Annotated in this window: 24 protein-coding genes, 1 riboswitch and 1 other annotated feature; of the genes, 10 read left to right on the forward strand and 14 right to left on the reverse strand. The window is 41.5% G+C overall.

The annotated features are described in order from the left end of the window. Nucleotides 1-123: 123 nt before the first annotated feature. Together gntR and typA are read right to left on the reverse strand one after the other, a co-directional pair. Nucleotides 124-1,125, reverse strand: coding sequence for a gluconate operon transcriptional repressor GntR (gntR, locus tag A3EO_RS0102750; protein WP_018345891.1), 1,002 nt, complete (start codon nt 1,123-1,125; stop codon nt 124-126). Nucleotides 1,126-1,326: 201 nt separating this feature from the next. Beyond that, entirely contained in the window at nt 1,327-3,180 is a 1,854-nt protein-coding gene (gene typA, locus A3EO_RS0102755) for a translational GTPase TypA (protein WP_018345892.1), read from the reverse strand. Nucleotides 3,181-3,471: 291 nt separating this feature from the next. Here typA and glnA point away from each other — a divergent pair, with 291 nt between their 5' ends. The 10 genes from glnA to hisIE all read left to right on the forward strand — a co-directional run bounded on the left by glnA (nt 3,472) and on the right by hisIE (nt 12,395). Continuing rightward, nucleotides 3,472-4,893 (forward strand): glutamate--ammonia ligase, encoded by a 1,422-nt coding sequence (glnA, locus tag A3EO_RS0102760; RefSeq protein WP_013746584.1) that lies wholly within the window; start codon nt 3,472-3,474, stop codon nt 4,891-4,893. A 148-nt stretch (nt 4,894-5,041) separates the two neighbouring features. Then, complete coding sequence (grxB, locus tag A3EO_RS0102765; protein ID WP_018345893.1) at nt 5,042-5,689, forward strand: glutaredoxin 2; 648 nt, start codon at nt 5,042-5,044, stop codon at nt 5,687-5,689. Between the two features lie 107 nt (nt 5,690-5,796). Next, nucleotides 5,797-5,916 (forward strand) — a sequence feature (His leader region). Between the two features lie 22 nt (nt 5,917-5,938). Further along, nucleotides 5,939-7,009 (forward strand): histidinol-phosphate transaminase, encoded by a 1,071-nt coding sequence (hisC, locus tag A3EO_RS0102770; protein ID WP_018345894.1) that lies wholly within the window; start codon nt 5,939-5,941, stop codon nt 7,007-7,009. Between the two features lies 1 nt (nt 7,010). Beyond that, a complete protein-coding gene (gene hisB / locus A3EO_RS0102775) occupies nt 7,011-8,111 on the forward strand; it encodes a bifunctional histidinol-phosphatase/imidazoleglycerol-phosphate dehydratase HisB (protein WP_013746587.1) in 1,101 nt (366 codons plus the stop codon). Between the two features lie 31 nt (nt 8,112-8,142). Then, entirely contained in the window at nt 8,143-9,156 is a 1,014-nt protein-coding gene (locus A3EO_RS0102780; RefSeq protein ID WP_018345895.1) for a PDDEXK nuclease domain-containing protein, read from the forward strand. 13 nt (nt 9,157-9,169) lie between these two features. Continuing rightward, entirely contained in the window at nt 9,170-9,763 is a 594-nt protein-coding gene (hisH, locus tag A3EO_RS0102785; protein ID WP_013746589.1) for an imidazole glycerol phosphate synthase subunit HisH, read from the forward strand. A 20-nt stretch (nt 9,764-9,783) separates the two neighbouring features. Next, entirely contained in the window at nt 9,784-10,527 is a 744-nt protein-coding gene (hisA, locus tag A3EO_RS0102790) for a 1-(5-phosphoribosyl)-5-[(5-phosphoribosylamino)methylideneamino]imidazole-4-carboxamide isomerase (RefSeq protein WP_018345896.1), read from the forward strand. Beyond that, on the forward strand, nt 10,512-10,997 hold the full coding sequence (locus tag A3EO_RS0102795) for a DUF1643 domain-containing protein (protein WP_018345897.1): 486 nt from the start codon (nt 10,512-10,514) through the stop codon (nt 10,995-10,997). The genes hisA and A3EO_RS0102795 overlap by 16 nt, the downstream gene beginning before the upstream one ends. Continuing rightward, a complete protein-coding gene (gene hisF, locus A3EO_RS0102800) occupies nt 10,997-11,776 on the forward strand; it encodes an imidazole glycerol phosphate synthase subunit HisF (RefSeq protein WP_018345898.1) in 780 nt (259 codons plus the stop codon). Before A3EO_RS0102795 ends, hisF begins: the two co-directional genes overlap by 1 nt. 1 nt (nt 11,777) lies before the next feature. Beyond that, a complete protein-coding gene (gene hisIE / locus A3EO_RS0102805; RefSeq protein WP_018345899.1) occupies nt 11,778-12,395 on the forward strand; it encodes a bifunctional phosphoribosyl-AMP cyclohydrolase/phosphoribosyl-ATP diphosphatase HisIE in 618 nt (205 codons plus the stop codon). A 42-nt stretch (nt 12,396-12,437) separates the two neighbouring features. Here the strand turns inward: hisIE and thiE are convergent, their stop codons facing one another. The 12 genes from thiE to ampD all read right to left on the reverse strand — a co-directional run bounded on the left by thiE (nt 12,438) and on the right by ampD (nt 23,883). Continuing rightward, nucleotides 12,438-13,103, reverse strand: a complete 666-nt coding sequence (gene thiE / locus A3EO_RS0102810) for a thiamine phosphate synthase (protein WP_018345900.1) — start codon at nt 13,101-13,103, stop codon at nt 12,438-12,440. Beyond that, complete coding sequence (gene thiD / locus A3EO_RS0102815; protein WP_026210968.1) at nt 13,096-13,914, reverse strand: bifunctional hydroxymethylpyrimidine kinase/phosphomethylpyrimidine kinase; 819 nt, start codon at nt 13,912-13,914, stop codon at nt 13,096-13,098. The genes thiE and thiD overlap by 8 nt, the downstream gene beginning before the upstream one ends. A 9-nt stretch (nt 13,915-13,923) precedes the next feature. Continuing rightward, nucleotides 13,924-14,724, reverse strand: a complete 801-nt coding sequence (gene thiM, locus A3EO_RS0102820) for a hydroxyethylthiazole kinase (protein WP_018345901.1) — start codon at nt 14,722-14,724, stop codon at nt 13,924-13,926. Nucleotides 14,725-14,736: 12 nt separating this feature from the next. After that, nucleotides 14,737-15,687 (reverse strand): ABC transporter substrate-binding protein, encoded by a 951-nt coding sequence (locus tag A3EO_RS0102825; RefSeq protein WP_018345902.1) that lies wholly within the window; start codon nt 15,685-15,687, stop codon nt 14,737-14,739. A 20-nt stretch (nt 15,688-15,707) separates the two neighbouring features. Further along, nucleotides 15,708-16,358 carry a thiaminase II gene (tenA, locus tag A3EO_RS0102830; protein WP_018345903.1) on the reverse strand — a complete coding sequence of 217 codons (651 nt, stop codon included), beginning with the start codon at nt 16,356-16,358 and terminating at the stop codon, nt 15,708-15,710. Nucleotides 16,359-16,367: 9 nt separating this feature from the next. After that, a complete protein-coding gene (locus A3EO_RS0102835) occupies nt 16,368-17,123 on the reverse strand; it encodes an ABC transporter permease (protein ID WP_018345904.1) in 756 nt (251 codons plus the stop codon). Next, nucleotides 17,123-17,851: an ABC transporter ATP-binding protein gene (locus A3EO_RS0102840; RefSeq protein ID WP_018345905.1), complete on the reverse strand. Its 729-nt coding sequence runs from the start codon at nt 17,849-17,851 to the stop codon at nt 17,123-17,125. Before A3EO_RS0102840 ends, A3EO_RS0102835 begins: the two co-directional genes overlap by 1 nt. An 87-nt stretch (nt 17,852-17,938) precedes the next feature. Next, a riboswitch (TPP riboswitch) is annotated at nt 17,939-18,031 on the reverse strand. Between the two features lie 214 nt (nt 18,032-18,245). Then, nucleotides 18,246-20,240 (reverse strand): transketolase, encoded by a 1,995-nt coding sequence (gene tkt, locus A3EO_RS0102845; RefSeq protein WP_018345906.1) that lies wholly within the window; start codon nt 20,238-20,240, stop codon nt 18,246-18,248. A gap of 202 nt (nt 20,241-20,442) precedes the next feature. Continuing rightward, a complete protein-coding gene (dusA, locus tag A3EO_RS0102850; protein WP_018345907.1) occupies nt 20,443-21,423 on the reverse strand; it encodes a tRNA dihydrouridine(20/20a) synthase DusA in 981 nt (326 codons plus the stop codon). Further along, nucleotides 21,404-22,798: a chloride channel protein gene (locus tag A3EO_RS0102855; RefSeq protein WP_018345908.1), complete on the reverse strand. Its 1,395-nt coding sequence runs from the start codon at nt 22,796-22,798 to the stop codon at nt 21,404-21,406. The genes dusA and A3EO_RS0102855 overlap by 20 nt, the downstream gene beginning before the upstream one ends. 108 nt (nt 22,799-22,906) lie before the next feature. After that, entirely contained in the window at nt 22,907-23,242 is a 336-nt protein-coding gene (locus A3EO_RS0102860; RefSeq protein WP_013746603.1) for a hypothetical protein, read from the reverse strand. Nucleotides 23,243-23,328: 86 nt separating this feature from the next. Continuing rightward, a complete protein-coding gene (ampD, locus tag A3EO_RS0102865; RefSeq protein WP_018345909.1) occupies nt 23,329-23,883 on the reverse strand; it encodes a 1,6-anhydro-N-acetylmuramyl-L-alanine amidase AmpD in 555 nt (184 codons plus the stop codon). Between the last annotated feature and the right edge of the window lie 87 nt (nt 23,884-23,970).

A 23,970-nucleotide genomic window follows, 5' to 3' on the forward strand; every position in this document is an offset into this window, starting at 1 on the left:
TTATCTGAAAGGAAAAGCAAGAGAAAAGCGACAAAGTAAAAAAAACAAACCCACTTTTATCAAATGATTTTGGAAAGATGGGTTTGTCAGCAGTCTGAGGTGCTAATAAGCACCTTTTATTGTTTAAATACTTTCCCCAATATGAATATGGTAGCCTAAATCAATAATACTGCTTTGTTGTGGAATACCGTTAATCCGATTAAGTAACTCCTCTGCCGCTCGTTTACCTATTTCCAGACGAGGTGTGATAACGGTAGCCAGTTGAGGTGTCATTGATTGACCAACATCGTGTCCGTGGAAACCGGCAATACCAATCTGTTCCGGTACTTTAATTCCTAAACGTTGGCACTCAAATAAGGCTCCAACGGCAAGGTCGTCATTAGTGCAGACAATGCCGTCAAGCTGTGGATATTGTGCTAATGCTTGATGCAGCAGTTCCGCACCTAATGAGAATGAGGAGGGTTGTTCGGTGATCAGACTATGTGCGGTTAATTTGTGATTTTTCATTGCTGTCTCATAGCCTTGCATTTTCAGTTGTGTGCGTTTATCCATCCGAGCAGTAAAATAGACGATGTGTTGATGCCCGCGCTGAATCATTGTTTCCACCATAGCTTGGGAAGCTACGCTGTTATCAAAGCCGATGACTTGTTGGATGCCTAACTGATGGCTGTCCATAATTTCAATAACGGGGATATTCGCCACTTCAATCATTTTTAAGGTTTTTTCAGAATGATGATTTTCTGAAAGGATTAAACCATCAACATTGTAAGAAAGTAGCGATTCTACGCGTTGTTCTTCTTTTTCTAAGCTATAACCATAGTGAGCAAGCATTGTTTGATAACCGGCTTTATCGGTGATAGTTTCAATTCCTTTAATTACATCAGCAAAAACTTGGTTGGTTAATGAAGGAACTAAAACACCAATAGCCCGACTTTTAGCATTAGAGAGCATACTTGGTGCCCGATTCGGAATATAGCCGAATTGTTCTATCGCTGTTGCAATTTTTTTGCGAGTTTCTTCAGCAACGGAATCTGGATTACGTAAATAACGACTGATGGTCATTTTAGTCAGACCTAAATGATCGGCTATATGTTGTAATGTTGGGCGTTTATGGGAAGTATTCATCAATAACTCTTTAATGGTTAAGATTCCACAGTTCACGAAGGCAGACTTATCTTAAGCTAGGAGGTAATTTTTCCCAATTATGCAATTCATAGCGTAACATACTATGTATTATAGGTCGCTCTGTGAATTGGAACATTATGAAAATAAAGATAAAAAACACCCGCTATTTTAGGGAAAATAACGGGAGTATAACAACAAAAATTAACGAGTACTGGTACTGGTTGTCGTACGATTCGCTCTTCTGCGATCCATTTCTGTTAAGAAACGTTTACGAATACGGATAGAACTTGGTGTAACTTCAACCAATTCATCATCGTCAATAAACTCTAGAGCCTGTTCAAGCGTGAATTTTACTGGCGGAACTAATACTATGGCATCATCTTTACCGGCTGCACGCATATTGGTCAATTTTTTACCCTGCAAGCAGTTGACGGTAAGGTCATTTGAACGGCTGTGAATACCGATAACTTGACCTTCATACACTTCAGCACCGTGTTCAATCATCAATTTGCCACGTTCCTGCAAGCCGAATAAGGCGTAAGCCAATGCTTTACCGGTGGCATTGGAAATCAATACGCCATTTTGACGTTGACCGATATCACCCGGTTTAACATCATCATAGTGACTGAAACTTGAGTAAAGCAAACCTGTTCCGGAAGTCATTGTCATAAACTCATTACGGAAGCCGATCAAACCACGACTTGGAATAATATATTCCAAACGAGTGCGTCCTTTGCCATCCGGCACCATATCGCGGACTTCACCTTTACGGATACCTAAAGCTTCCATCACGGCACCTTGGTGTTGATCTTCAATATCAATCGTAACTTGTTCAAACGGCTCTTGTTTACGTCCATCAATTTCACGGAAAATTACTTTTGGACGAGAAACGGCCAGTTCGTGACCTTCACGGCGCATATTTTCAATTAAAACGGAAAGATGCAACTCACCACGACCGGATACTTTGAAAGCATCAGGATCTTCAGTTTCTTCAACACGTAATGCAACGTTATGCACCAACTCTTTATTCAAACGTTCTAAAATTTGACGAGAGGTAACATATTTACCTTCACGACCACAGAACGGTGAAGTGTTTACGCAGAAGAACATTGTTACGGTCGGTTCATCAACGGTTAATGCCGGCAAAGCTTCCACATTGTTGACATCGCAAATAGTATCGGAAATGTTCAATTCGCCTAAACCGGTCAATGCAATAATATCGCCGGCATTGGCAATATCTTCTTCATAACGTTGTAAACCTAAGTGGCCTAACACTTGACCGACACGCGCATTGCGAGTTTTGCCTTCACTATCAATAATGGTTACCGCTTGGTTTGGTTTGACTGAACCGCGCTTGATACGACCGATACCGATAACACCAACGTAATTGTTGTAGTCCAACTGAGAAATTTGCATTTGGAAAGGTTGATCCAAGTGCACTTCCGGTGGTGCGACATATTTTACAATCGCCTCAAACAACGGTGTCATATCATCCGCTAATTGGTCGTGATCCAAACCGGCAACGCCGTTCAATGCAGAGGCATAAATAATTGGGAAATCGAGCTGCTCATCGGTTGCGCCTAAGTTGACAAAAAGATCGAACACTTGATCAACAACCCAATCCGGTCTTGCACCCGGGCGATCCACTTTATTAATCACCACAATCGGTTTTAATCCGTGCGCAAAGGCTTTTTGGGTAACAAAGCGCGTTTGCGGCATTGGACCGTCAAAGGCATCAACTAATAATAGAACACTGTCCACCATAGAGAGAACACGTTCCACTTCTCCACCGAAGTCGGCGTGTCCCGGCGTGTCTACGATATTAATGCGGTAATCATTCCAGTTAATGGCGGTATTTTTAGCAAGAATAGTGATACCGCGCTCTTTTTCTAACGCATTGGAGTCCATCACGCGTTCATCTGTTTCGCCGGAACGGGATGATTCCAATGTGCCTGATTGTTGTAACAGTTTATCAACGAGCGTAGTTTTTCCGTGGTCTACGTGAGCGATAATCGCGATATTACGCAATTTACTAATATCTAAATCGTTTTTCATGTAAAAATTATCTTGTAGTATTTTGAAATAGTTTGGCTATACTGAACATAGTTGTTGCCTTTGAAGCCTTGTGATTTCAGCATAGCGGGTGAAAAGGTGGCAAATTATACAGCGTTTTAATGAAGACGGCTATTAAATAATGTAACGTTGCCATTTTTTAATTTAGATATTTTTTTATTAAAAATGAAAAAAGTTGTTTTATTTTTAAGAAAAATAGGATATTGTTTATCTGAATTCAAAAAACCAACATTATATTTATAAATTAACTAGTCAAATACGAGAGGATTGATTATGGCAAACACTCAAGCAATTGCAAAAGTCTTTGAACTTATTGAAGAACACGGAATTCGTTTTGTTGATCTTCGTTTTACCGACATCAAAGGGAAAGAACAACACGTTTCAGTACCGGTGAGTGCCGTTGATGAAGATTTCTTTGAAGATGGAAAAATGTTTGATGGATCTTCTATCGGCGGTTGGAAAACCATCAATAAATCCGATATGGTATTGATGCCGATTCCGGAAAGTGCATTAGTCGATCCTTTCTTCAGCGTTCCGACTCTTTCCATTCGTTGTGATGTTTATGAACCAACCACAATGCAAGGTTATGATCGTGACCCACGTTCAATTGCAATTCGTGCAGAAGAGTACCTTAAAGCATCAGGTATTGCGGATACTGTATTAGTTGGACCGGAACCTGAATTCTTTATCTTTGATGATGTACGTTTCAAAACTGGAATGTCAGGCTCTTTCTATGAAATCGATGATATCGAAGCAAGCTGGAACAGCGGCAAAGAGTATGAAGGTGGAAACAAAGGGCATCGTCCTGCAACTAAAGGCGGTTATTTCCCAGTGCCGCCGGTCGACTCTTCACAAGATTTACGTTCTGAAATGTGCTTAGTAATGGAAGATATGGGCTTAGTGATCGAAGCTCATCACCACGAAGTGGCAACCGCCGGACAAAATGAAATTGCTTGTCGTTTCAATACCTTAACTTTAAAAGCGGATGAAACACAAATTTATAAATATGTTGTTCATAACGTTGCGTTTGAACACGGTAAAACCGCTTGCTTTATGCCGAAACCAATCTTCGGTGATAACGGTTCAGGTATGCACTGCCACATCTCTTTAGGTAAAGACGGCGTGAACTTGTTCGCTGGTGATAAATATGCCGGATTGTCAGAACTTTCGCTCTTCTTTATCGGTGGTGTAATTAAACACGCTAAAGCATTGAATGCGTTTACCAACCCAACAACCAACTCTTATAAACGTTTGGTACCGGGTTATGAAGCGCCGGTATTGTTGGCTTATTCAGCAAGCAACCGTTCTGCATCTATTCGTATTCCGACAGTGTCAAGTCCGAAAGCACGCCGTATTGAAGTGCGTTTCCCAGATCCGGGTGCAAACCCATACTTGGCATTCTCTGCGATTTTAATGGCAGGTTTAGATGGTATTATCAATAAGATCCATCCGGGCGATGCAATGGATAAAAACTTATATGACTTACCGCCTGAAGAGTTAAAAGAGATCCCGACTGTAGCAGGTTCTTTAGATGAAGCGCTTGCTTCATTGGCAGCCGATCACGAATTCTTAACTCGTGGTGGCGTATTCAGCAACGACTTTATTGAAGCCTATATCGAATTGAAAAATAAAGAAGTTGATCGTATTCGTTTATTGCCACATCCGGCAGAATTTGAATTATATTATTCACTCTAATTGTTGCTAAAAATGAGCTAAGTACAGCCCCGAAAATACGCAGTTTTCGGGGCTTATTTTTTTAGATAAAAGCTGTCTAATCCTTGATAAAACAGCTGATTTGTATTAAAACTAACTAAAGTTACCAAACACAACTGAGGAGCAAATAATGAGACTTTATACTTATGAACATTGTCCATATTGTGTACGTGCCAGAATGATTTTCGGTTTAAAAAATATCCCGGTTGATGTCATTGTGTTGGCAAATCATCACGAAGACACCCCGATGCAACTAGTGGGGCGTAAAGTTGTGCCAATCCTTGCTGACAGTGATGGAATGGTAATGCCGGAAAGTTTGGATATCGTCCGTTATGTTGATAAAAAATATGGCGAGCCTTGCTTAAAAGAAAATGTTCGTGAGGAAGTGAGTCAATGGCTGCAAAAAGTAGGCAGTTACTACAATCATTTAGTGATTCCTCGATTTACACAAATCGGCTTAAAAGAGTTTGCAATGCCGGAATCAGTGGAATATTTCACGATGAAAAAAAGCAAAATGATTGGTAATTTTGCTGAAAATTTAGCACAAACCCCACAATATTTAGCAAAAATTAATCAAGATCTTAAAGAGTTGAACGATTTGATCGTCAGCCCGAAAGCGAGCTCCGGAGAGTTGTCAATCGAAGATATCGTGTTATTCCCGGTTTTGCGTAATTTAACAATTGTGAAAGGAATCGAATTTCCGAATAAAGTCGCCGCTTATGTGAAAAAAATGTCATTGATGTCGGGCGTAGAGCTTTATACGGAGAGAGCGGTTTGATAAATTTTTTATCAAAAAACCTATTGCATTTTTGTAGATGATCCAGTAGTGTAAGTAACAGTTTTAACATTAAGGATACAACAAATGAAATTTTCTCGAATTGCTCATCATCACCATCATCAACCTGATTAATCTTTCAGGCGATGGTGCGTGGAAGATTAATCATCTTCCGAGCATTCGATATGAATCACAATCCTCTCGGAAGATAATTTCGAGAGGATTTTTTATTTTCAGTTATAGGAAAAAATTATGAGCATTACACAACTTTCTCGTAAAAATATTCAAGCATTGACACCTTATCAATCCGCGCGCCGTTTGGGAGGAAAAGGAGATGTTTGGTTAAATGCCAATGAATATCCGATTTCACCGGATTTTTCATTAAGCGTACAAAATTTTAACCGTTATCCGGAAGCGCAACCGCAAGCTGTGGTTGAAGGTTATGCAAATTATGCCGGTGTGACCGTGAACAATGTTTTGGTGAGTCGTGGTGGTGATGAAAGTATCGAATTGATTATCCGTGCTTTCTGTGAGCCGAATCAGGATGCTATTTTGTATTGCCCACCTACATATGGGATGTATTCCGTGAGTGCTGAAACCTGCGGAATTGCTTGTAAAAAAGTGCCGTTGACTCAAGATTTTCAACTAAATTTAGCTGAAATTGAGCGCCAGTTGGATAATGTGAAAGTTGTGTTTGTTTGCAGCCCGAATAACCCAACCGGAAATTTATTAAAACGTGAGAATTTAATTTCTTTGCTGGAAATGACAAAAAATCGTGCAATTGTGGTGGTTGATGAAGCCTATATTGAATTTTGTCCGCAAGCAACAATGGTTTCTGAGTTAAAAAATTATCCGCATCTTGCTATTATCCGTACTTTGTCTAAAGCCTTTGCTTTAGCCGGCTTGCGTTGCGGTTTTACGCTCGCCAATGAAGAGTTAATCAGTGTATTACAAAAAGTTATCGCACCTTATCCGTTGCCGAGTCCGGTCGCTGATATTGCTGCCCAAGCACTTTCTGCGCAAGGGCTAGCGTTAATGCAGCAGCGCGTTGAGGAAGTGTTGATTAATCGTGTTAAATTGAGTGAAGCACTGGCGCAATGCCCGATAATTGATATTGTTTATCCAAGTGAATCCAATTACATCCTGTTTAAAGCACAAAACGGACAAAAGTTATTTCAATATTTATGGGATAACGGCATTATTTTGCGTAATCAGAACAGTCAATTATTTTTAGAAAATTGTATTCGTATTACTGTCGGTACAGTAGCAGAAAACAGCCGTACACTAGAAGCCATTAATCAATTTGCACAGCAAGGAAAATAATATGAAAAAACAACAATCTATCTTATTTATCGACCGTGATGGAACACTCATTGATGAGCCGAAAACAGATTTTCAAATTGATAGTTTAGAAAAATTGAAGTTGGAGCCGAATGTTATTCCGGCGTTATTAAAATTGCAGCAGGCCGGTTATCGTTTGGTAATGGTGAGTAATCAGGACGGCTTAGGTACGAGTTCTTTCCCTCAAGAGGATTTTGATAAGCCTCACAACGCAATGATGCAAATTTTTAATTCACAAGGTATTGAATTTGATGATGTTTTAATTTGTCCGCATAAGCCGGAAGATAATTGTGAATGTCGTAAACCGAAATTGGGCTTATTGAAGAAATATATTAAAAATAAGCTTTTTGATAAAAAGAACAGCTATGTAATCGGCGATCGTGCAACCGATCTTCAGCTTGCGGAAAATCTTGGCATTGTTGGTTTGCAATATAATCCACAAAATTTGAATTGGGATTTGATTGCTGAAAAATTGTTGAAACAGGCGGTGACGAATATTGGTGATAATAAACCTCGCACCGCAGAGGTGGTTCGCAAAACCAAAGAAACCGATATTAAAGTTCAGCTTTGGTTGGATGAAACCGGCATTAATCAGATTAATACCGGCATCGGTTTTTTCGATCATATGTTGGATCAGATCGCAACACACGGCGGTTTTCGGATGAATGTGACGGTAAACGGAGATTTGCATATTGATGATCATCATACGGTGGAAGATACCGCGTTAGCGTTTGGTGAGGCTTTGAAAAAGGCGCTAGGCAATAAAAAAGGGATTGCTCGTTTCGGATTTGTATTGCCGATGGATGAGTGCAAAGCAGAATGCGCATTGGATCTTTCCGGTCGCCCTTATTTGAAATTTAAAGCAAAATTTACACGTGATAAAGTGGGCGATTTCAGCACCGAAATGGTGGAACATTTCTTTATGTCATTGAGTTATGCCTTGGCCTGTACTTTACATATTAAAGTGAAAGGAAATAACACACATCATCAGATTGAGGCGATGTTTAAATGTTTCGGTAGAACACTTAGACAGGCGATTCGTATCGAAAGTAACGAATTGCCGAGCAGTAAGGGCGTTCTTTGATTATTGCGGTTAAAGCGCGAAGGGAATAACAATGCTGACCAACACAACCATCATTACTGATATTAAACAAATCATTGCACAATCGCGTGAAAATGCAGTGAGAGCGGTGGATTTTCAGCGAGTGCTGATGTATTGGCACATTGGCAAGCGTATTTTTGAAGAAGAACAGCAAGGGCAAGAGCGGGCAGATTATGGGGCTTATTTAATCAAATATCTTGCCAAACAGCTCGAGCCAGAGCTTGGCAGTAGTTTTTCTTATCGCAACCTTAATTGGTATCGCCAATTTTATCGTACATTCCCAATTGTGAACGCACTGCGTTCACAATTGAACTGGACACAATATCGCCAACTTTTACGTATCAATGATCCTGATAAACGCGAGTTTTATATTGGTGAAAGCATAAAAAATAATTGGAGTTCTCGCCAGTTAGAACGCCAAATCAACAGCAGTCTATACGAACGTTTATTATTGAGTAACGATAAAGAAACCGTGCTTGCAGTGGCGAATAATCAGCTTATCCCTAGTGATCCGAAACAGATTATCAAAGATCCGATGGTATTGGAATTTCTTGGTCTGCAACGTGAAAGTGCCTATTACGAAAAAGATCTTGAACAAGCCATTATTACTCACTTGCAAGAATTTTTACTTGAATTAGGTAACGGCTTTTCTTTTGTGGCTCGTCAGAAACGTTTACATCTTGATGGTGATGATTTTTTTGTGGATCTCGTTTTATACAATCGCTTGCTGCAATGCTTTGTGATTATCGAGATCAAAACCCACAAATTAACTCATCAGGATTTGGGGCAGTTGCAAATGTATGTAAATTATTTTGATCGGGTTGAAAAACTGCCGCGAGAAAATCCAACCATTGGCATTTTATTATGTGCGGATAAAAATGATAGCGTGGTGAAATTTTCTTTACCTGAAAATCAACAGCAAATTTTTGCCAGTCAATATCAACTTTATCTGCCGTCAGAAGAATTATTACTGACAGAAATACGCAAAGAAATCGAAAATTTTGAACAAAAACAACAAGAACATTAGGAATGATAACATTATGCAAAATATCACTATCATTGATACCGGCTGTGCTAACCTTTCTTCGGTCAAGTTTGCGATTGAAAGATTAGGCTACCAAGCGGAGATCAGTCGAGATTTAACTAAACTCAAACAGGCGGATAAATTACTATTGCCGGGGGTAGGAACAGCGAATGCGGCAATGCATAATTTACAGCAGCGTAATTTGATTGCAACGATTCAACAATTAACACAACCGGTTTTGGGCATTTGTTTGGGAATGCAATTAATGACGAGTTTTTCACAAGAAGGCAATTTACAAACGCTAGGATTGATGTCCGGTGAAACGCAAAAGTTGCCGGATAATGGTTTACCGTTGCCGCATATGGGATGGAATCAAGTGAATTTTGCTGAAAATGAAGCACTCTTTGCCGATATTCCTAATGGTAGTTATTTCTATTTTGTGCATAGTTATGCGGTGCTGCCAAATGAAAATACGATTGCAACCTGTGAGTATGGCGTACCGTTTTCCGCTGCGCTGCATAAGGATAATTTTTATGGTGTGCAGTTCCATCCTGAACGGTCGGGTAAGGTCGGTGCACAGTTATTACGCAATTTTATCGAGAGAATATAATAAAAAATCTAGGATTTAATATGACAAAATCAATCATCATTCCTGCTTTGGATCTGATTAATGGAGAGGTGGTGCGTTTGCACCAAGGCGATTATGCCAAGCAGACAACATATAGTGATAATCCAATTGAGCAGTTTGCCGCTTATGTTAAGCAAGGTGCGGAACAATTACATTTAGTGGATTTGACCGGGGCGAAAGATCCGCAAGCTCGTCAGACCGCATTAATCGGCAAAATTATTGAGGAAACTCAATGTCCGGTACAGGTGGGCGGCGGCATCCGTAGTGAAAAGGATGTGGCGGATTTATTGAATGTAGGCGCGAATCGTGTGGTTGTCGGTTCGACCGCGATTAAACAGCCACAAATGGTTAAAGCTTGGTTTGAAAAATATGGTGCAGAAAAATTTGTATTGGCATTGGATATCAATATTGTTGAAGGGCGTAAATTAATTGCTATTCACGGCTGGCAAGAAACCAGTCCGCTGACGTTAGAGCAAGTGATTGAAGATTTCAGCCAAGTGGGATTACAGCACGTGCTATGCACTGACATTTCTCGTGACGGCACATTGCAAGGCTCGAATGTGGCGTTATATCAAGAAATCTGCACCGCCTTTCCACAGATTGAATTTCAATCCTCAGGTGGTATCGGCTCATTAGCAGACATCGCTGCTTTAAAAAATACAGGCGTGGCTGGCGTGATTGTTGGTCGTGCATTACTAGAAGGAAAATTTGACGTGGCGGAGGCAATTCAATGTTGGAGCAAATGAAAAAAGATGCGAAATTCTCAGAAGATAGGAGATACAGGTATGTATTATCTAGAATATGGGACGATTCGTTACCTAAAATAATGTTCATTGGATTAAATCCATCAACTGCTGATGAAAATGAAGATGATAGTACTATAAATAAATGTATCAATTACGCTAAAAAATGGAATTATGGGGGTATTTATATGCTTAATTTATTTGCATTTGTAGATACCTATCAAAATGAACTTTACTATGAAAAAGATCCTATTGGAGAACTTAATAATAAATATCTAAAAGAATATGCAAGATTATCGGAAAAAATTGTTGTAGCTTGGGGAAACAATGGTGCTTACAAAGGACGCTCCAAAGAAGTTTATGATATGTTTAATCATTTATATTGTTTGAAAATTAATAAAACTGGAGAGCCTCATCATCCATTGTACATTAGCAGTAATATTGAATTACAAGAATATAAAAGGAGGGCATAATGCTTGCAAAACGCATAATTCCTTGTTTAGACGTTCGTGATGGGCAAGTTGTGAAAGGGGTACAATTTCGCAATCACGAGATTATTGGTGATATTGTGCCATTGGCGCAACGTTATGCAGAAGAGGGAGCAGATGAGTTGGTTTTCTATGATATTACCGCCTCTTCTGATGGACGCACGGTTGATAAAAGTTGGGTAGAGCGTGTGGCACAAGTGATTGACATCCCATTCTGCGTTGCCGGTGGGATTAAAACAATTGCCGATGCGGAACAGATTTTTGCTTTCGGTGCGGATAAAATTTCAATTAATTCACCGGCGTTGGCAAATCCGGATTTAATTAATCAGTTGGCGGATCGTTTCGGTGTGCAGGCAATCGTGGTCGGTATTGATAGTTGGTTTGAGCAGGAAAGCGGTAAATATTGGGTTAATCAATATACCGGTGATGAAAAGCGGACTCGTCAAACGACTTGGCAGACAGTGGATTGGGTACAGGAAGTGCAAAAGCGTGGTGCCGGTGAAATCGTCTTGAATATGATGAATCAAGATGGTGTGCGTAAAGGTTATGACTTAGTGCAGCTCAAAAAAGTACGTGAGGTGTGTAATGTGCCATTGATTGCTTCGGGCGGTGCCGGTGAAATGGTGCATTTCCGTGATGCTTTTGTTGAAGCTAACGTGGACGGCGCTTTGGCTGCAAGCGTGTTTCATAAACAGATTATTAATATTGGCGAATTAAAACGTTATTTACGTAATGAACAAATCGAAGTGAGATGTGAGGAATAAAATGTTAGATAAACAAATTATTGAACAAATCAATTGGCAAAAAGTAGATGGCTTATTGCCGGTTATCGTACAAAATGCGGATAGCTGTGAAGTGTTGATGTTGGGGTATATGAATCAAGAAGCATTAGCCAAAACATTAGAGGAGAAAAAAGTGACTTTCTTCTCTCGCACCAAACAGCGTTTATGGACAAAAGGTGAAACTTCCGGCAATTTTTTAAATGTGGTTGATTATACCTTAGATTGTGATCGTGATACGTTGTTGATCTTGGTTAATCCGGTCGGTGCGACCTGTCACGAAGGAACGGATAGTTGTTTTTCCCCGATTTCTGAAACACCGAATTGGATTTTCTTGAGTAAATTGGAAAAACTGTTGAACGCGCGTAAAAGTGCTGATCCGAAGAGTTCTTATACCGCTTCACTTTATGCACGCGGCACAAAACGTATTGCGCAAAAAGTCGGTGAAGAGGGGGTTGAAACCGCATTGGCAGCGACAGTAAAAGATCGCGAAGAAACCATTTGTGAGGCGGCGGATTTAGCCTATCATTTAACCGTATTGTTGCAGGATGCCAATTTGACTTGGGGCGATGTGATTGAAAAATTAAAAGAACGTCATAAATAAACATCTGCAAACGAGTATTTATGGGGCGGTAAGCCCCATTTTTTATGCGTTTAAAATCTGTTTGACAGTCGCTGTTATATTGGCTGACTGCATAATGGTTGAAATTACCGCAACACCATCTGCACCGGCTTGTAAAAGCGCGGGAACGTGTTCGGTTCTAATGCCGCCAATGGCGACCAAAGGCTTATTGATGCCTTGCTCACGCAAAAATTGCACAAAGTTGATCCCCACATCTGGCGCAGCGTCCGCTTTGGAAAACGTCGGGAAAATCGGGCCGCAGCCATAATAATCCACGCCATTGAAAGCATTATGTTGCTGCGCTTGTTGCAAGGTATTTACGGATAAACCGATGAGCATTTTGCCTTGAATTTGTTGAGCGAGCTTATCCACGGCAAAATCTTTTTGCCCAACGTGAATGCCGTCTGCGTGCAATTTTTCTGCGAGTTGAACATCATTATTCATAATAAAAGGCACATTATATTGTTTACATAAATGTTGGCATTGGCGGGCAAGTTGCTCAATTTGTTGCGGATCTTGCAAGGAAAATTGCCCTTTTTCACGAAATTGATAACAAGTAATGCCGGCCTTTAATGCCTGTTCTAAACGAGCTAATAAGGTTTGTTGTGGCTGACTTGCATCATATTGTGGTAGATGACGACAATCTTGCGTACCTGCCACTAAATAACAGCGTAAAATTGATTTATCCATTTTTTTGCTCCTGTGAATAAGCCCAGTGATTGGTTGGGCCGTGTCCATGTCCGATATTTAAAGGGTGCGTGATGGCGCTGGTAATAAAGGCTTTGGCAGTTTTGCAGGCTTGCTCCAAAGATTGCCCTTTGGCAAGTTCAGCTGTTAAGCAAGCGGAAAAAGTGCAGCCTGTGCCGTGGGTATGCGGCGTGTTAAAACGTGGGCTTTCCAAGACAAAAGATGCTATCGGCGTGAAAATAAAATCTTGGCATAGCGCACTTTCGCTGTTTTGCTGATGACCACCTTTTATAATCACCGTTTTTGCGCCCATTTGTTGTAAACGTTCAGCAATTTGCGCAATACTGTGCTGATCTTCAGCTTTCAATCCTGTTAAGGCTTCTGCTTCAGGCAGATTTGGCGTTAGTACATCGGCTAAAGGTAATAGCTGCTCACGCATTGCTTGAATTGCCGATTGTTCCAATAAACTTGCGCCCCCTTTGGCGATCATCACCGGATCGATAACCACATTCGCAAATGGGTGCTGACGCAAAAAAGTGGCCACGGTTTGGATAATTTCAGCCGTGCCGAGCATACCAATTTTTACCGCATTGGGCGTGAAATCTGCCACAATTGCCTTGAGTTGCGCTTCAATGGTGCTAAGGGGGATTAAATGAATATCGGTTACGCCTAAGGTGTTTTGTGCGGTGACGGCGGTGATCACGCTCATTCCAAATACATTACGCATTTGAAAGGTTTTCAGATCTGCTTGAATACCCGCACCGCCGCCGCTGTCTGAGCCGGCAATGGTCAGGGCTTGTGCAATATGAGTCATTGTTGCTCCTTATTTTTCTATGTGAACCTGTGCGAATTGTGCCACTTGTTGATCGCTCAGTTCGCCAAGCTGATCTAAAAGTGCGGTGTAAAATTGCCCATATTTTGTGCTTACTAAGTCTTTCGCAGCCAGTTGCCCTGCCAACGCATAGGCCGTACTGGCTTGCACTACCGCATTAAAAGGTTGGCTCGGATTGACCGCTAAAAATGCCCCTAACACCGCGCCAAGCAAACAGCCTGAGCCCGTGATTTTAGGAAACATTGGCGTGCCGTTATCAATGGCTGCCACTTGCACGCCATTGCTGATGTAATCTACCGCACCGCTCACTGCCACAACACATTGATGACGTTGCGCAGCCAGTTTTGCAATTTGTTTTACATCGCCTTCGCCTTGCCCTGCGTCAACACCTTTCGCTGCCCAATTCACCCCAGCTAACTGAGCGATTTCCCCTGCATTGCCACGAATAGCGGTGAATTTTACCTTGCTCAGTAATTCAGCGACCACGTCCTTGCGATACTGTGTTGCGCCCACGCCCACAGGATCAAGCACCACAGGAATGCCAACTTTATTTGCTGCTTTGCCAGCCGCCAGCATAGCTTTCACTTTGAAAGGATCGAGCGTGCCAATGTTAATCACCAAGGCAGCACTAAATTGGGCAAGATCCGCCATTTCTTCTTCGGCATCCGCCATAATCGGCGATGCGCCCAAGGCTAATAGTCCATTCGCTACATAGTTTGCCACCACAATGTTGGTGATGTTATGGATTAAAGGATTGGTTTGGCGAATTTTTTCTAATAAATTGAAGTTCATATTATTTCCTTTCTACTTAATTTGACGTGCATAATCGGATAAAAGCGGTACTTTTTTAATTAATCCCTGTTGGTGCATAAATTCCGCCATTGTTTGGTAACGATGCTGATCCAATGCACGTGGCATTAAACTTAAACGAGGCAAAGTATCTTGCCACGCTGCACGATTCAGTGCGTTATCCAATTCTTGCGGTTTATAGCTAATAAATGTTTGCCACGCCTCTTGTGGATGATTGCTGATATAAACGGTCGCCTGTTCAATAGCAGTGAGAAAAGCGGAGAGTTTTGCTTGATATTGAGGGTTGTCTAATTTGTTTTTATTGGCTAATAAAAGCAATTCATCATAGATTGGCACACCGTGTTCTTCCGGATAAAAAGCGATTCCCTGTTGTTTTTCTAAACTCAGCTGATTAAGTTCAAAATTACGAAATGCACCGACTACACCATCCACCTGTTTGCTCATCAATGCCGGTGATAATGACCAATTTACATTGATTTTTTCCACTTCATTCGGATTAACGCCGGCGGATTTCAGCATTGTGCCGAGTAAAACCTCTTCAAAACCACTGACCGAATAACCGATTTTTTTGCCTTTAAAATCGGCTAATGTTTTGATATTGCTCTCTTTTAAGGCAACGATACTGTTTAATGGCGTTGCGATTAATGTGGCTATACGCACCAAAGGCAAGCCTTGATCGACATCTAAATAAAGTTGTGGTTGATAACCGACAGCTAAATCACTTTTGCCGGCAGCCACTAATTTTGGTGGTATAGAGGGATCGGCAGGTTCAATGATTTCCACCTCAATTCCATTTTTTGCAAAAAATCCTTTCTGTTGCGCCACAATGAGAGCCGCGTGATCAGGGTTAACGAACCAATCCAGTTGTAAACTTAATTTTTCAGCTTGCGCAAACCAAGCAAAAAATGAGAGTAAAAATGCAGTAAAAAATAGACGAATTTTCATAAGATTTCCTCTGATTAATGTTATGAACGATCCAACCCCATTTGCCAAAAGGCAATTTCCATTCGGGTAGCGGTGGTAAAAATATGCTGCAAATTTTGCTGTTGTTGTGGAGAAATACCGGAACAAAGTTGTTCTAGCTGTTGTGCAATAGCATTGGCAGCAGCTTGAAACTCCTTGGCGGCATAGGTATCAATCCAAGTCTGATAAGGATTATTTTTCGCCTGTGGTACAGCCGCTAGCCGTTTACCGATTTCTGCATAGCCTAAAGCACAAGGTGCAATGGCAGTATAAAGTTCAGCTAAACCGCCTTGTAAACCGCAATCAAGCATATAACGGGTATAAGCCACACAAGCCGGCGATTCCGGTGTATTGTCCAGCTCAGATTTAGAAATTTGCCATTGTTGGCAATAATGAATATGTAATTGCACTTCTGCCAAAATATGCTGCAAATCTTGATTAAAAGCAGTAAGTTGCGCAAAGTGGTGAGATTTATACATCGCCAACGCTAAAGCACGGCTGTAATGCAGTAAATAGTGATAATCTTGAATCAGATAATGTTGAAAAGAGGCGAGCGGTAATGTGCCGTTGCCAAGCTGTTGCACAAAAGGATGTTCAACGTAATGTTGCCAATCCGGTTGAGCCTGTTGCATAAATCGCTGTGTAATTGACATTATTTCTCCTTAACGTAATTGCGTCACCCAAGGTAAGGCACGACGCAGTAATTTATCGGTAATAAAAAAGAGCAGTAGCGTGATTAACATTAATAAAAACAGGGCAGAAAACATTAAATCAACCTGCATACGTGCGTTGGCGTGTAGCATTAGATAGCCTAAACCTTGATTTGCACCGACCCATTCGCCGATGACTGTGCCAATCGGTGCAATGGAAACGGCTATGCGTAAACCGGATGCGAGCGCAGGTAATGCTGCCGGTAGACGAACTTTAAACAGCATTTGCCAACGAGTAATTTGCATGGTTTGTGCCAGTTCCAACCAAATCTTCGGTGTATTTCTCAAACCGTCATAACAGGCGGCGGTAACCGGAAAATAGATAATTAGAATTGTCATTGCGACCTTTGAAGCCAATCCATAACCGAGCCACAACACCAGCAGTGGCGCAATCGCAAAAACAGGAATAGCTTGCGAGATCAGTAGTAACGGCAATAAAAAAGTAGCAATCCGATTGGATATAGAGAGCAAAATGGCGGAAAACAAACCGAAAATAAAGCCAAGAAACAAGCCAAGAAAAATTTCCAATAACGTAACCATTGTGTGCTGCCACAACAGCTGATGCCGAGAAGCGAGCTGTTGGAACACATCGGACGGTGTCGGCAACAGATAGTGCGGTAAATTCCAAACAAGAATTGCGCCTTGCCATAATGCTAATAAAAATAGACAGAGCAGCGCAGTTTTTAACAGTGAGGATAGCGAATACATTAAGATTCCTCCTGCAAAAGAGAGAATAACTGTTGGTATAACTGCCAAAATTGCGGTTGTTGCGGTGAATGAACAACGGCTGAAACTTTATGTGAGAGAACAATACGATCAGTTTGTTTTTGCAGCACAAAAATATCATCACATAGCTGTAATGCTTCTTGCGGATCGTGTGTGACCAATAGGACCGTTTTCCCGGCTAATAAGGTGGTTGCAAGTTGATAGAGCTGTTGGCGTGTAACCACATCTAAAGCGGAAAAAGGTTCATCCATTAAGATTAAATCGGAAGATTGCATTAGCGTTCTCGCCAATGCTACACGTTGCCGTTGGCCGCCGGAAAGTTGATAACAAGGCTTATGCTGATAATCCGCTAATTGCACTTGCTCCAGTAGAGATAACGCTTGTTGGTGGCTTGCTTGATTTTTTGTGCCTTGTAAATGCTGTGCCAGCTGCACGTTATCTAAAACGGATAACCAAGGAAACAAGCCGTCATTTTGTGCCATAAATGCAATTTTTTGCTGATGGTTCAGGCAATGTTTAAATATGATTTTTCCTGATTTCAGTGCGTTTTGTTCCAATCCGGCAATGACACGCAATAAAGTCGATTTACCCACACCGGAACGCCCGAGAACAGCACTCCAACGAGCGTGGGCAATATCAAAATTAAAGTCGACAAACAGTGGCTTGTCAGCAAATGACAAGGTTAATTGTCGGATTTCTACCGCATTCATTATTGATAACCCAATATCAGCGAATGAATGATAAATAGCGGTAATGAGTAAAAATCAGAAAGGAAATGGGAATAGATAAAAAGTGTAAATGTTGCATAATTAGTTTCCTACGTCAGTGCTAACTGGATCAGGTTCAACGGGTATTTTCTCAGCTGTTAAACAGCACCCCGACTAATGGTCGATTACTTTACAGCGAAATTTTGGCAATGGCAACAGATAGGCAATGAGAAATTTAAGAAAATTGTTATTTTTATGTTACTCAAAACAAAATAAAAGCGTGATATGTAAGCGGTCTATTTTTAATTGAGTAGAGAATGACAAGATGTTTGCAAATAAAAACTCCCCCACTATTGACTAATGGAGGAGTGTTCAACATTAAATCACAACAGCAAAGTTATAGAATTTCTTTTGCTTTAGCGACAACATTATCCACAGTGAAGCCGAAGAGTTTGAATAACTCGCCTGCCGGTGCAGATTCACCGAAACGATTCATTCCGACAATACGACCTTCTAAACCAACGTATTTATACCAGAAATCGGCAATGCCGGCTTCAATAGCAACACGTTTGTTGACACTGCTTGGTAATACGCTTTCTTTATAAGCGGCATTCTGTTTATCGAAAACATTGGTGCTTGGCATAGATACAACACGTACTTTGTGACCTTCTGCGGTTAATTGTTCAGCCGCTTTCACTGCCAATTCCACTTCCGAACCGGTTGCAATAAAGATTAATTCAGGTGTGCCTTCGCAATCTTTTAAGATATAAGCACCGCGTCTTACGTTAGCAAGCTGTTCCGCATTTCTATCCATTTGCGCTAGGTTTTGACGAGTGAAAATTAATGCACTTGGACCTTCAGCACGTTCAACTGCCGCCTGCCACGCAATTGCAGATTCCACTTGGTCACACGGACGCCAGGTTTCCAAATTTGGAATTAAACGTAATGCCGCAGTTTGTTCAACAGGTTGGTGAGTTGGGCCATCTTCCCCTAAGCCGATAGAGTCGTGGGTGTAAACGAACAACACACGTTGTTTCATTAATGCTGCCATACGCACCGCATTATGCGCATATTCCATAAACATTAAGAAAGTCGCACCGTAAGGAATAAAGCCACCGTGTAGCGCAATACCGTTCATAATGGCGGACATCCCGAATTCACGCACACCGTAGTTGATATAGTTACCGTCAACCACATTGGCACGTAACGGTTTTGAACCTGACCATAAGGTTAAGTTTGAGCCTGCCAAGTCAGCAGAACCGCCTAAAAATTCCGGTAGGATTTTGGCATAGGCTTCAATTGCATTTTGTGAGGCTTTACGGCTGGCGATAGTCGCCGGATTGGCTTGCAATTTTTCGATAAAGGCTTGAGATTGTGCTTTCCAATCTGCCGGTAATTCGCCGGCTAAACGACGTGATAATTCAGCTGCCAATTCCGGATAGGCTGCTTGGTAAGCGGCAAAGCGTTTATTCCATTCCGCTTCTTTTGCCGCACCTTGCTGTTTTGCATCCCATTCTGCATAAATTTCAGCCGGAATTTCAAACGGTGCATAGTTCCAACCTAAATTCTTACGAGTCAATGCAATTTCTTCATCACCCAATGGTGCACCGTGGCTATCGTGAGAATTGGCTTTATTCGGTGAGCCATAGCCGATAATGGTTTTACAGATAATTAATGTCGGTTTTGAGGTTTCCGCTTTTGCTGCTTCAATCGCCGCTTTGATTTCAGCGGAATTATGACCGTCTACTGCAGGAATGACGTGCCAGCCGTAAGCTTCAAAACGTTTTTGGGTATCATCGGTAAACCAACCGTCAACGTGACCGTCGATTGAGATATTGTTGTCATCGTAGAACGCAATTAATTTACCCAAACCTAAAGTACCGGCAAGAGAGCAGGCTTCGTGAGAAACACCCTCCATTAAGCAGCCGTCGCCCAAGAAAACATAAGTATAGTGGTCAATCACATCGTGTCCCGGACGGTTAAATTGACCGGCCAAGGTTTTTTCAGCAATCGCCATCCCGACAGCGTTGGTAATACCTTGTCCCAATGGACCGGTGGTTGTTTCGACACCCGGTGCATAACCATATTCAGGGTGACCCGGCGTTTTAGAGTGTAATTGACGGAATTGTTTTAAATCGTCGATAGAAAGGTCGTAACCGGTTAAGTGTAACAAGCTATAAATCAACATTGAGCCGTGACCGTTGGAAAGCACAAAGCGGTCACGATTAACCCATTTCGGGTTGTTTGGATTATGAGATAAAAAATCACGCCATAAAACTTCGGCGATATCCGCCATTCCCATAGGCGCACCCGGGTGCCCTGATTTTGCTTTTTGCACCGCATCCATACTTAAAAAACGAATTGCGTTTGCTAATTCTCGGCGAGTTGCCATATTTTTCTCCTTCTTTGCTAGCTAATTTCGAGTAGATAAGAGCATTTCTCTTAGAAAAACCGCATTTACTTTACCACTATTTTGTCGTGAAGTTGATTGCGTTATCACTTATTTTTGATCTGAATGACTCAAATTCAAAAGCCTGTCCATTCTACGTTATTTTTAGTAAGAAAAGGCAAATCAATGCAATCACTTATTACCGCTATTGCACGAAAGACAACGCCTTTTCAACCACTTCGATACCGGCGCCGGTTTTATGTGCATTTTCGCTTAAATAACGTCGCCATTGTCTTGCACCGCGTTGATTTTGGAATGCACCCAGCATATGACGTGTGATTGCTCCCAACGGCACGCCTTGTTGTAATTCCCGTTCAATATAAGGAAACATTTTTTCAACCGCTTCTAATGGGGTAACGATTGCTGCATTCGGATCAAACAACGCTTGATCAATATATCCCAATAATTGCGGATTTTGATAAGCCTCTCGCCCAACCATTACGCCATCGACATATTGTAAATGCCGTTGTATCTCTTCAATCGTTTTTATGCCGCCATTGATCGCAATTTTCAGTTGTGGAAAATCCCGTTTTAATTGATAAACACGCGTGTAATCAAGCGGTGGAATTTCTCGATTTTCTTTCGGGCTTAATCCGGCAAGCCACGCTTTTCTGGCGTGAATAATAAAATCCTGACAACCGACTGCAGAGACTTTTTCAACAAAATCACAAAGAAATTCATAACTGTCGAGATCATCAATGCCGATTCGGGTTTTAACCGTGACCGGAATATTGATGCGTTGCTGCATTGCGTCAATACATTGTGCCACCAAGTCCGCTTTTGCCATTAGACAGGCACCGAAGAAACCGTTTTGCACGCGGTCTGATGGGCAACCGACATTCAAGTTAACTTCACTGTAACCACGCTGCTCGGCAAGTGCGGCACAATCCGCCAGTTGTTGCGGATCACTGCCGCCTAATTGTAGTGCTAACGGCAATTCTTGCGGATGATAAAGCAGATGATCATATTTAGCATAAATGATCGCCGGTGCGGTGACCATTTCGGTGTACAGCAAAGTATGACGACTGAATTGTCGATGAAAAAAACGGCAGTGACGTGTGGTCCAATCCAGCATTGGGGCGACAGAAAATCGCCCACGATAAAAATCAATTTGTGTTGTTGTCATTGGTTTTCTGTTGTTGATTAAATTGTTCTTGAATACGTTGACGGAAGCGTCCCGCCGCAAAATGATAAAACGGTTTAGGGCAAATTTGGCGTGACACGATGGAAGCCATTAAGCTGGTACTGAGCAGCCAGACTAATTCGGGCTGACTTCCTGTCATTTCCATTACAATCACACTGGCAGTCACCGGTGATTGTGTTGCCGCCGCTAAAAAAGCTGCCATAGATAATAACACTAAAAAACGTTGATCAACGATACCTCCGCTCAAATGCCAAATGTTGCTGCCGATTGCAGCACCGGTGGTTAATGCCGGTGTAAAAATCCCGCCGGCAATTCCGGACCAGTAAGTAAAAACAGTGGCAAACAGTTTAGCAATGCCGACAGAATTATCTAAAGCCTGATCATTTAATGCTTGAGTAACCACCGCATAGCCGGTGCCGTATGTTTGATGATTGGTGAATGTACCGAGTGCTGCTAATAATAGTCCGAGAATAAAGGCAACAATGATAGGGTGGCGGCGGACAAAGCCACGCATAAATGCAGGTAAATAAGCGGCAAGCCCTTTACCTAATAGACGCGCGAATAAACCACCGAAGAAACCGCAGATAACGGCAGTAATCAGTAACCACAGCACAATATTTTGTACGCTGTCGGCACCGCGATATTGCGGAAAGTAAGGGTTATTCCCTTGAATCAGCACCAGCATAAAACCGGCAGCAAGAACCCCCAATAATACACGGCGTTCCCAACGTAACGGTGTGCCTCTTCCAATCTCTTCAATGGCAAAAATAACCCCTGCCAAGGGGGCATTAAATGCAGCTGCCAAACCGCCGGCAGCACCGGTAGCAATTAATTCGTTATAACTCAAGCCGTTAAATGCTAAATTATATTTGCGACAGAATTTCCCCCAAGATAACATTACTGCCGCACCCACCTGTACCGAAGGCCCTTCACGCCCGACGGATGCGCCGCAACACATTGCCAAAAAGGTGAGCGGAATTTTCCAGACGGTTTGAGCAAAATGTACCAATGTTTCTTTAGGCTTGCCGTGCGGTAAAGCAATAGAAGCGATAACTTGAGGGATACCGCTACCGGCTACATAAGGCGTAAATTTTTGGGTAAACCACGCAAGTGCTGCAATGCCGAAAGGAAGTAAAATCCAAGCAACGATTGGATTGAGATTGACTAAAAAAGTATTAATTTCCAACCCCAATTCAACCAGTTTTGCAAATCCCCAAGAAACAAGTGCCACTAAGAGTGCTCCAAGCAGTAAACAGATAAATTCAATACTTTTGCGGGAAAGACGAGAAGTTTGATGTGTTTTGTGTTTTAAATAATGGCGTAAATGAGAAAAATATTGTTCTAACTGAGAAAGCATAAAAATAGGATTGAGCAAAATTGACTAAATGGCGGTCATTATAAACAAGAATATTCGAGAATCGAAATGCTTTTGCGGTTTTTTCGCTTCTCGAATATCAACTGTGATTTAAATACAACCGCCACAGCTGCCGCAACGCCAATCATCTTTATTTACTGCTTGATAAAAAAAGCGCATATTTTGTTCTTCAATCGGAATATCTTCCTGAATAAAAACATCGGTTAACCATTCAATATTTTCTAAAATCCAGTCATTTTCATCCAATCCTTCAAGATAAAGCTCATCTTCCGGATCGATAAAATTGTAAATTCCGCGTGTGCCCATATCGTGTTCGCGTTTCTCTTCCGGCAAAGTAATGGGTTTGCCTTGATAAGTAATTTCCCAATGCCCTAAACAAAGGGTATTACCTTTCGATGACCAGTGTGCATCAAATGGATTTTCCATATTCGTACCTCTCTGATAAATCGTTGGCGGCAGTATAAGCCCGGATAACGAAGGCTTTAATTACTTAAATGAGGTAAATCACGTGATTATTTGATATAGCTCAATTTTTGTCGGTAATAATGCCAGTTGAAATATTGACCGGGATCGATCTTACGACCGGGCGAAATATCGCAATGGCCAACAATCCGATCGGGCGTAATTAACGGGTAAGTTTGCATAATGGCAGCGGTGACTTCAGCCAAAGTGCAATATTGTTGTTCAGTAAAGGGTTGATTATTGCTCCCCTCCAACTCAATCCCAATAGCAAAATCATTACATTTTTCACGCCCTTGAAACGAAGACAAGCCGGCGTGCCACGCACGTTGATTAAAATTAACATACTGTTTAATTTCACCGTTTCGTCTGATCAAACAGTGTGCGGAAACCCGTTGCTGATAAATTTCAGCAAAATAGGGGTGAAGCGAAGGGTCTAATTTCCCTTGAAAGAAATCATCAATAAAATCGCCGCTAAATTGTTCCGGCGGTAGGCTGATATAGTGAATCACCAGCAATGAAATATCATTAACATCGGGGCGCTGATCAAAATGCGGTGAAGGAATTTGTACTGCATTTTGTAGCGTACCATCTATTATTTTGTACATAAAAATTCTCTTTTTTCGATCAGTATCACAATATTTTAACGAGTTTCTAGGCTAATGAAGCTGTTTTTGTCATTTTTTAGCAAATTT

This window comes from Gallibacterium anatis DSM 16844 = F 149, assembly GCF_000379785.1.
Lineage (GTDB): Bacteria > Pseudomonadota > Gammaproteobacteria > Enterobacterales > Pasteurellaceae > Gallibacterium > Gallibacterium anatis.

What these genes read in the sequence shown, in the direction of transcription:
- gntR (WP_018345891.1), bottom strand. Translation starts at nt 1,125, where the DNA reads ATGAATACTTCCCATAAACGCCCAACATTACAACATATAGCCGATCAT.
- typA (WP_018345892.1), bottom strand. Translation starts at nt 3,180, where the DNA reads ATGAAAAACGATTTAGATATTAGTAAATTGCGTAATATCGCGATTATC.
- glnA (WP_013746584.1), top strand. Translation starts at nt 3,472, where the DNA reads ATGGCAAACACTCAAGCAATTGCAAAAGTCTTTGAACTTATTGAAGAA.
- grxB (WP_018345893.1), top strand. Translation starts at nt 5,042, where the DNA reads ATGAGACTTTATACTTATGAACATTGTCCATATTGTGTACGTGCCAGA.
- hisC (WP_018345894.1), top strand. Translation starts at nt 5,939, where the DNA reads ATGAGCATTACACAACTTTCTCGTAAAAATATTCAAGCATTGACACCT.
- hisB (WP_013746587.1), top strand. Translation starts at nt 7,011, where the DNA reads ATGAAAAAACAACAATCTATCTTATTTATCGACCGTGATGGAACACTC.
- A3EO_RS0102780 (WP_018345895.1), top strand. Translation starts at nt 8,143, where the DNA reads ATGCTGACCAACACAACCATCATTACTGATATTAAACAAATCATTGCA.
- hisH (WP_013746589.1), top strand. Translation starts at nt 9,170, where the DNA reads ATGCAAAATATCACTATCATTGATACCGGCTGTGCTAACCTTTCTTCG.
- hisA (WP_018345896.1), top strand. Translation starts at nt 9,784, where the DNA reads ATGACAAAATCAATCATCATTCCTGCTTTGGATCTGATTAATGGAGAG.
- A3EO_RS0102795 (WP_018345897.1), top strand. Translation starts at nt 10,512, where the DNA reads ATGTTGGAGCAAATGAAAAAAGATGCGAAATTCTCAGAAGATAGGAGA.
- hisF (WP_018345898.1), top strand. Translation starts at nt 10,997, where the DNA reads ATGCTTGCAAAACGCATAATTCCTTGTTTAGACGTTCGTGATGGGCAA.
- hisIE (WP_018345899.1), top strand. Translation starts at nt 11,778, where the DNA reads ATGTTAGATAAACAAATTATTGAACAAATCAATTGGCAAAAAGTAGAT.
- thiE (WP_018345900.1), bottom strand. Translation starts at nt 13,103, where the DNA reads ATGGATAAATCAATTTTACGCTGTTATTTAGTGGCAGGTACGCAAGAT.
- thiD (WP_026210968.1), bottom strand. Translation starts at nt 13,914, where the DNA reads ATGACTCATATTGCACAAGCCCTGACCATTGCCGGCTCAGACAGCGGC.
- thiM (WP_018345901.1), bottom strand. Translation starts at nt 14,724, where the DNA reads ATGAACTTCAATTTATTAGAAAAAATTCGCCAAACCAATCCTTTAATC.
- A3EO_RS0102825 (WP_018345902.1), bottom strand. Translation starts at nt 15,687, where the DNA reads ATGAAAATTCGTCTATTTTTTACTGCATTTTTACTCTCATTTTTTGCT.
- tenA (WP_018345903.1), bottom strand. Translation starts at nt 16,358, where the DNA reads ATGTCAATTACACAGCGATTTATGCAACAGGCTCAACCGGATTGGCAA.
- A3EO_RS0102835 (WP_018345904.1), bottom strand. Translation starts at nt 17,123, where the DNA reads ATGTATTCGCTATCCTCACTGTTAAAAACTGCGCTGCTCTGTCTATTT.
- A3EO_RS0102840 (WP_018345905.1), bottom strand. Translation starts at nt 17,851, where the DNA reads ATGAATGCGGTAGAAATCCGACAATTAACCTTGTCATTTGCTGACAAG.
- tkt (WP_018345906.1), bottom strand. Translation starts at nt 20,240, where the DNA reads ATGGCAACTCGCCGAGAATTAGCAAACGCAATTCGTTTTTTAAGTATG.
- dusA (WP_018345907.1), bottom strand. Translation starts at nt 21,423, where the DNA reads ATGACAACAACACAAATTGATTTTTATCGTGGGCGATTTTCTGTCGCC.
- A3EO_RS0102855 (WP_018345908.1), bottom strand. Translation starts at nt 22,798, where the DNA reads ATGCTTTCTCAGTTAGAACAATATTTTTCTCATTTACGCCATTATTTA.
- A3EO_RS0102860 (WP_013746603.1), bottom strand. Translation starts at nt 23,242, where the DNA reads ATGGAAAATCCATTTGATGCACACTGGTCATCGAAAGGTAATACCCTT.
- ampD (WP_018345909.1), bottom strand. Translation starts at nt 23,883, where the DNA reads ATGTACAAAATAATAGATGGTACGCTACAAAATGCAGTACAAATTCCT.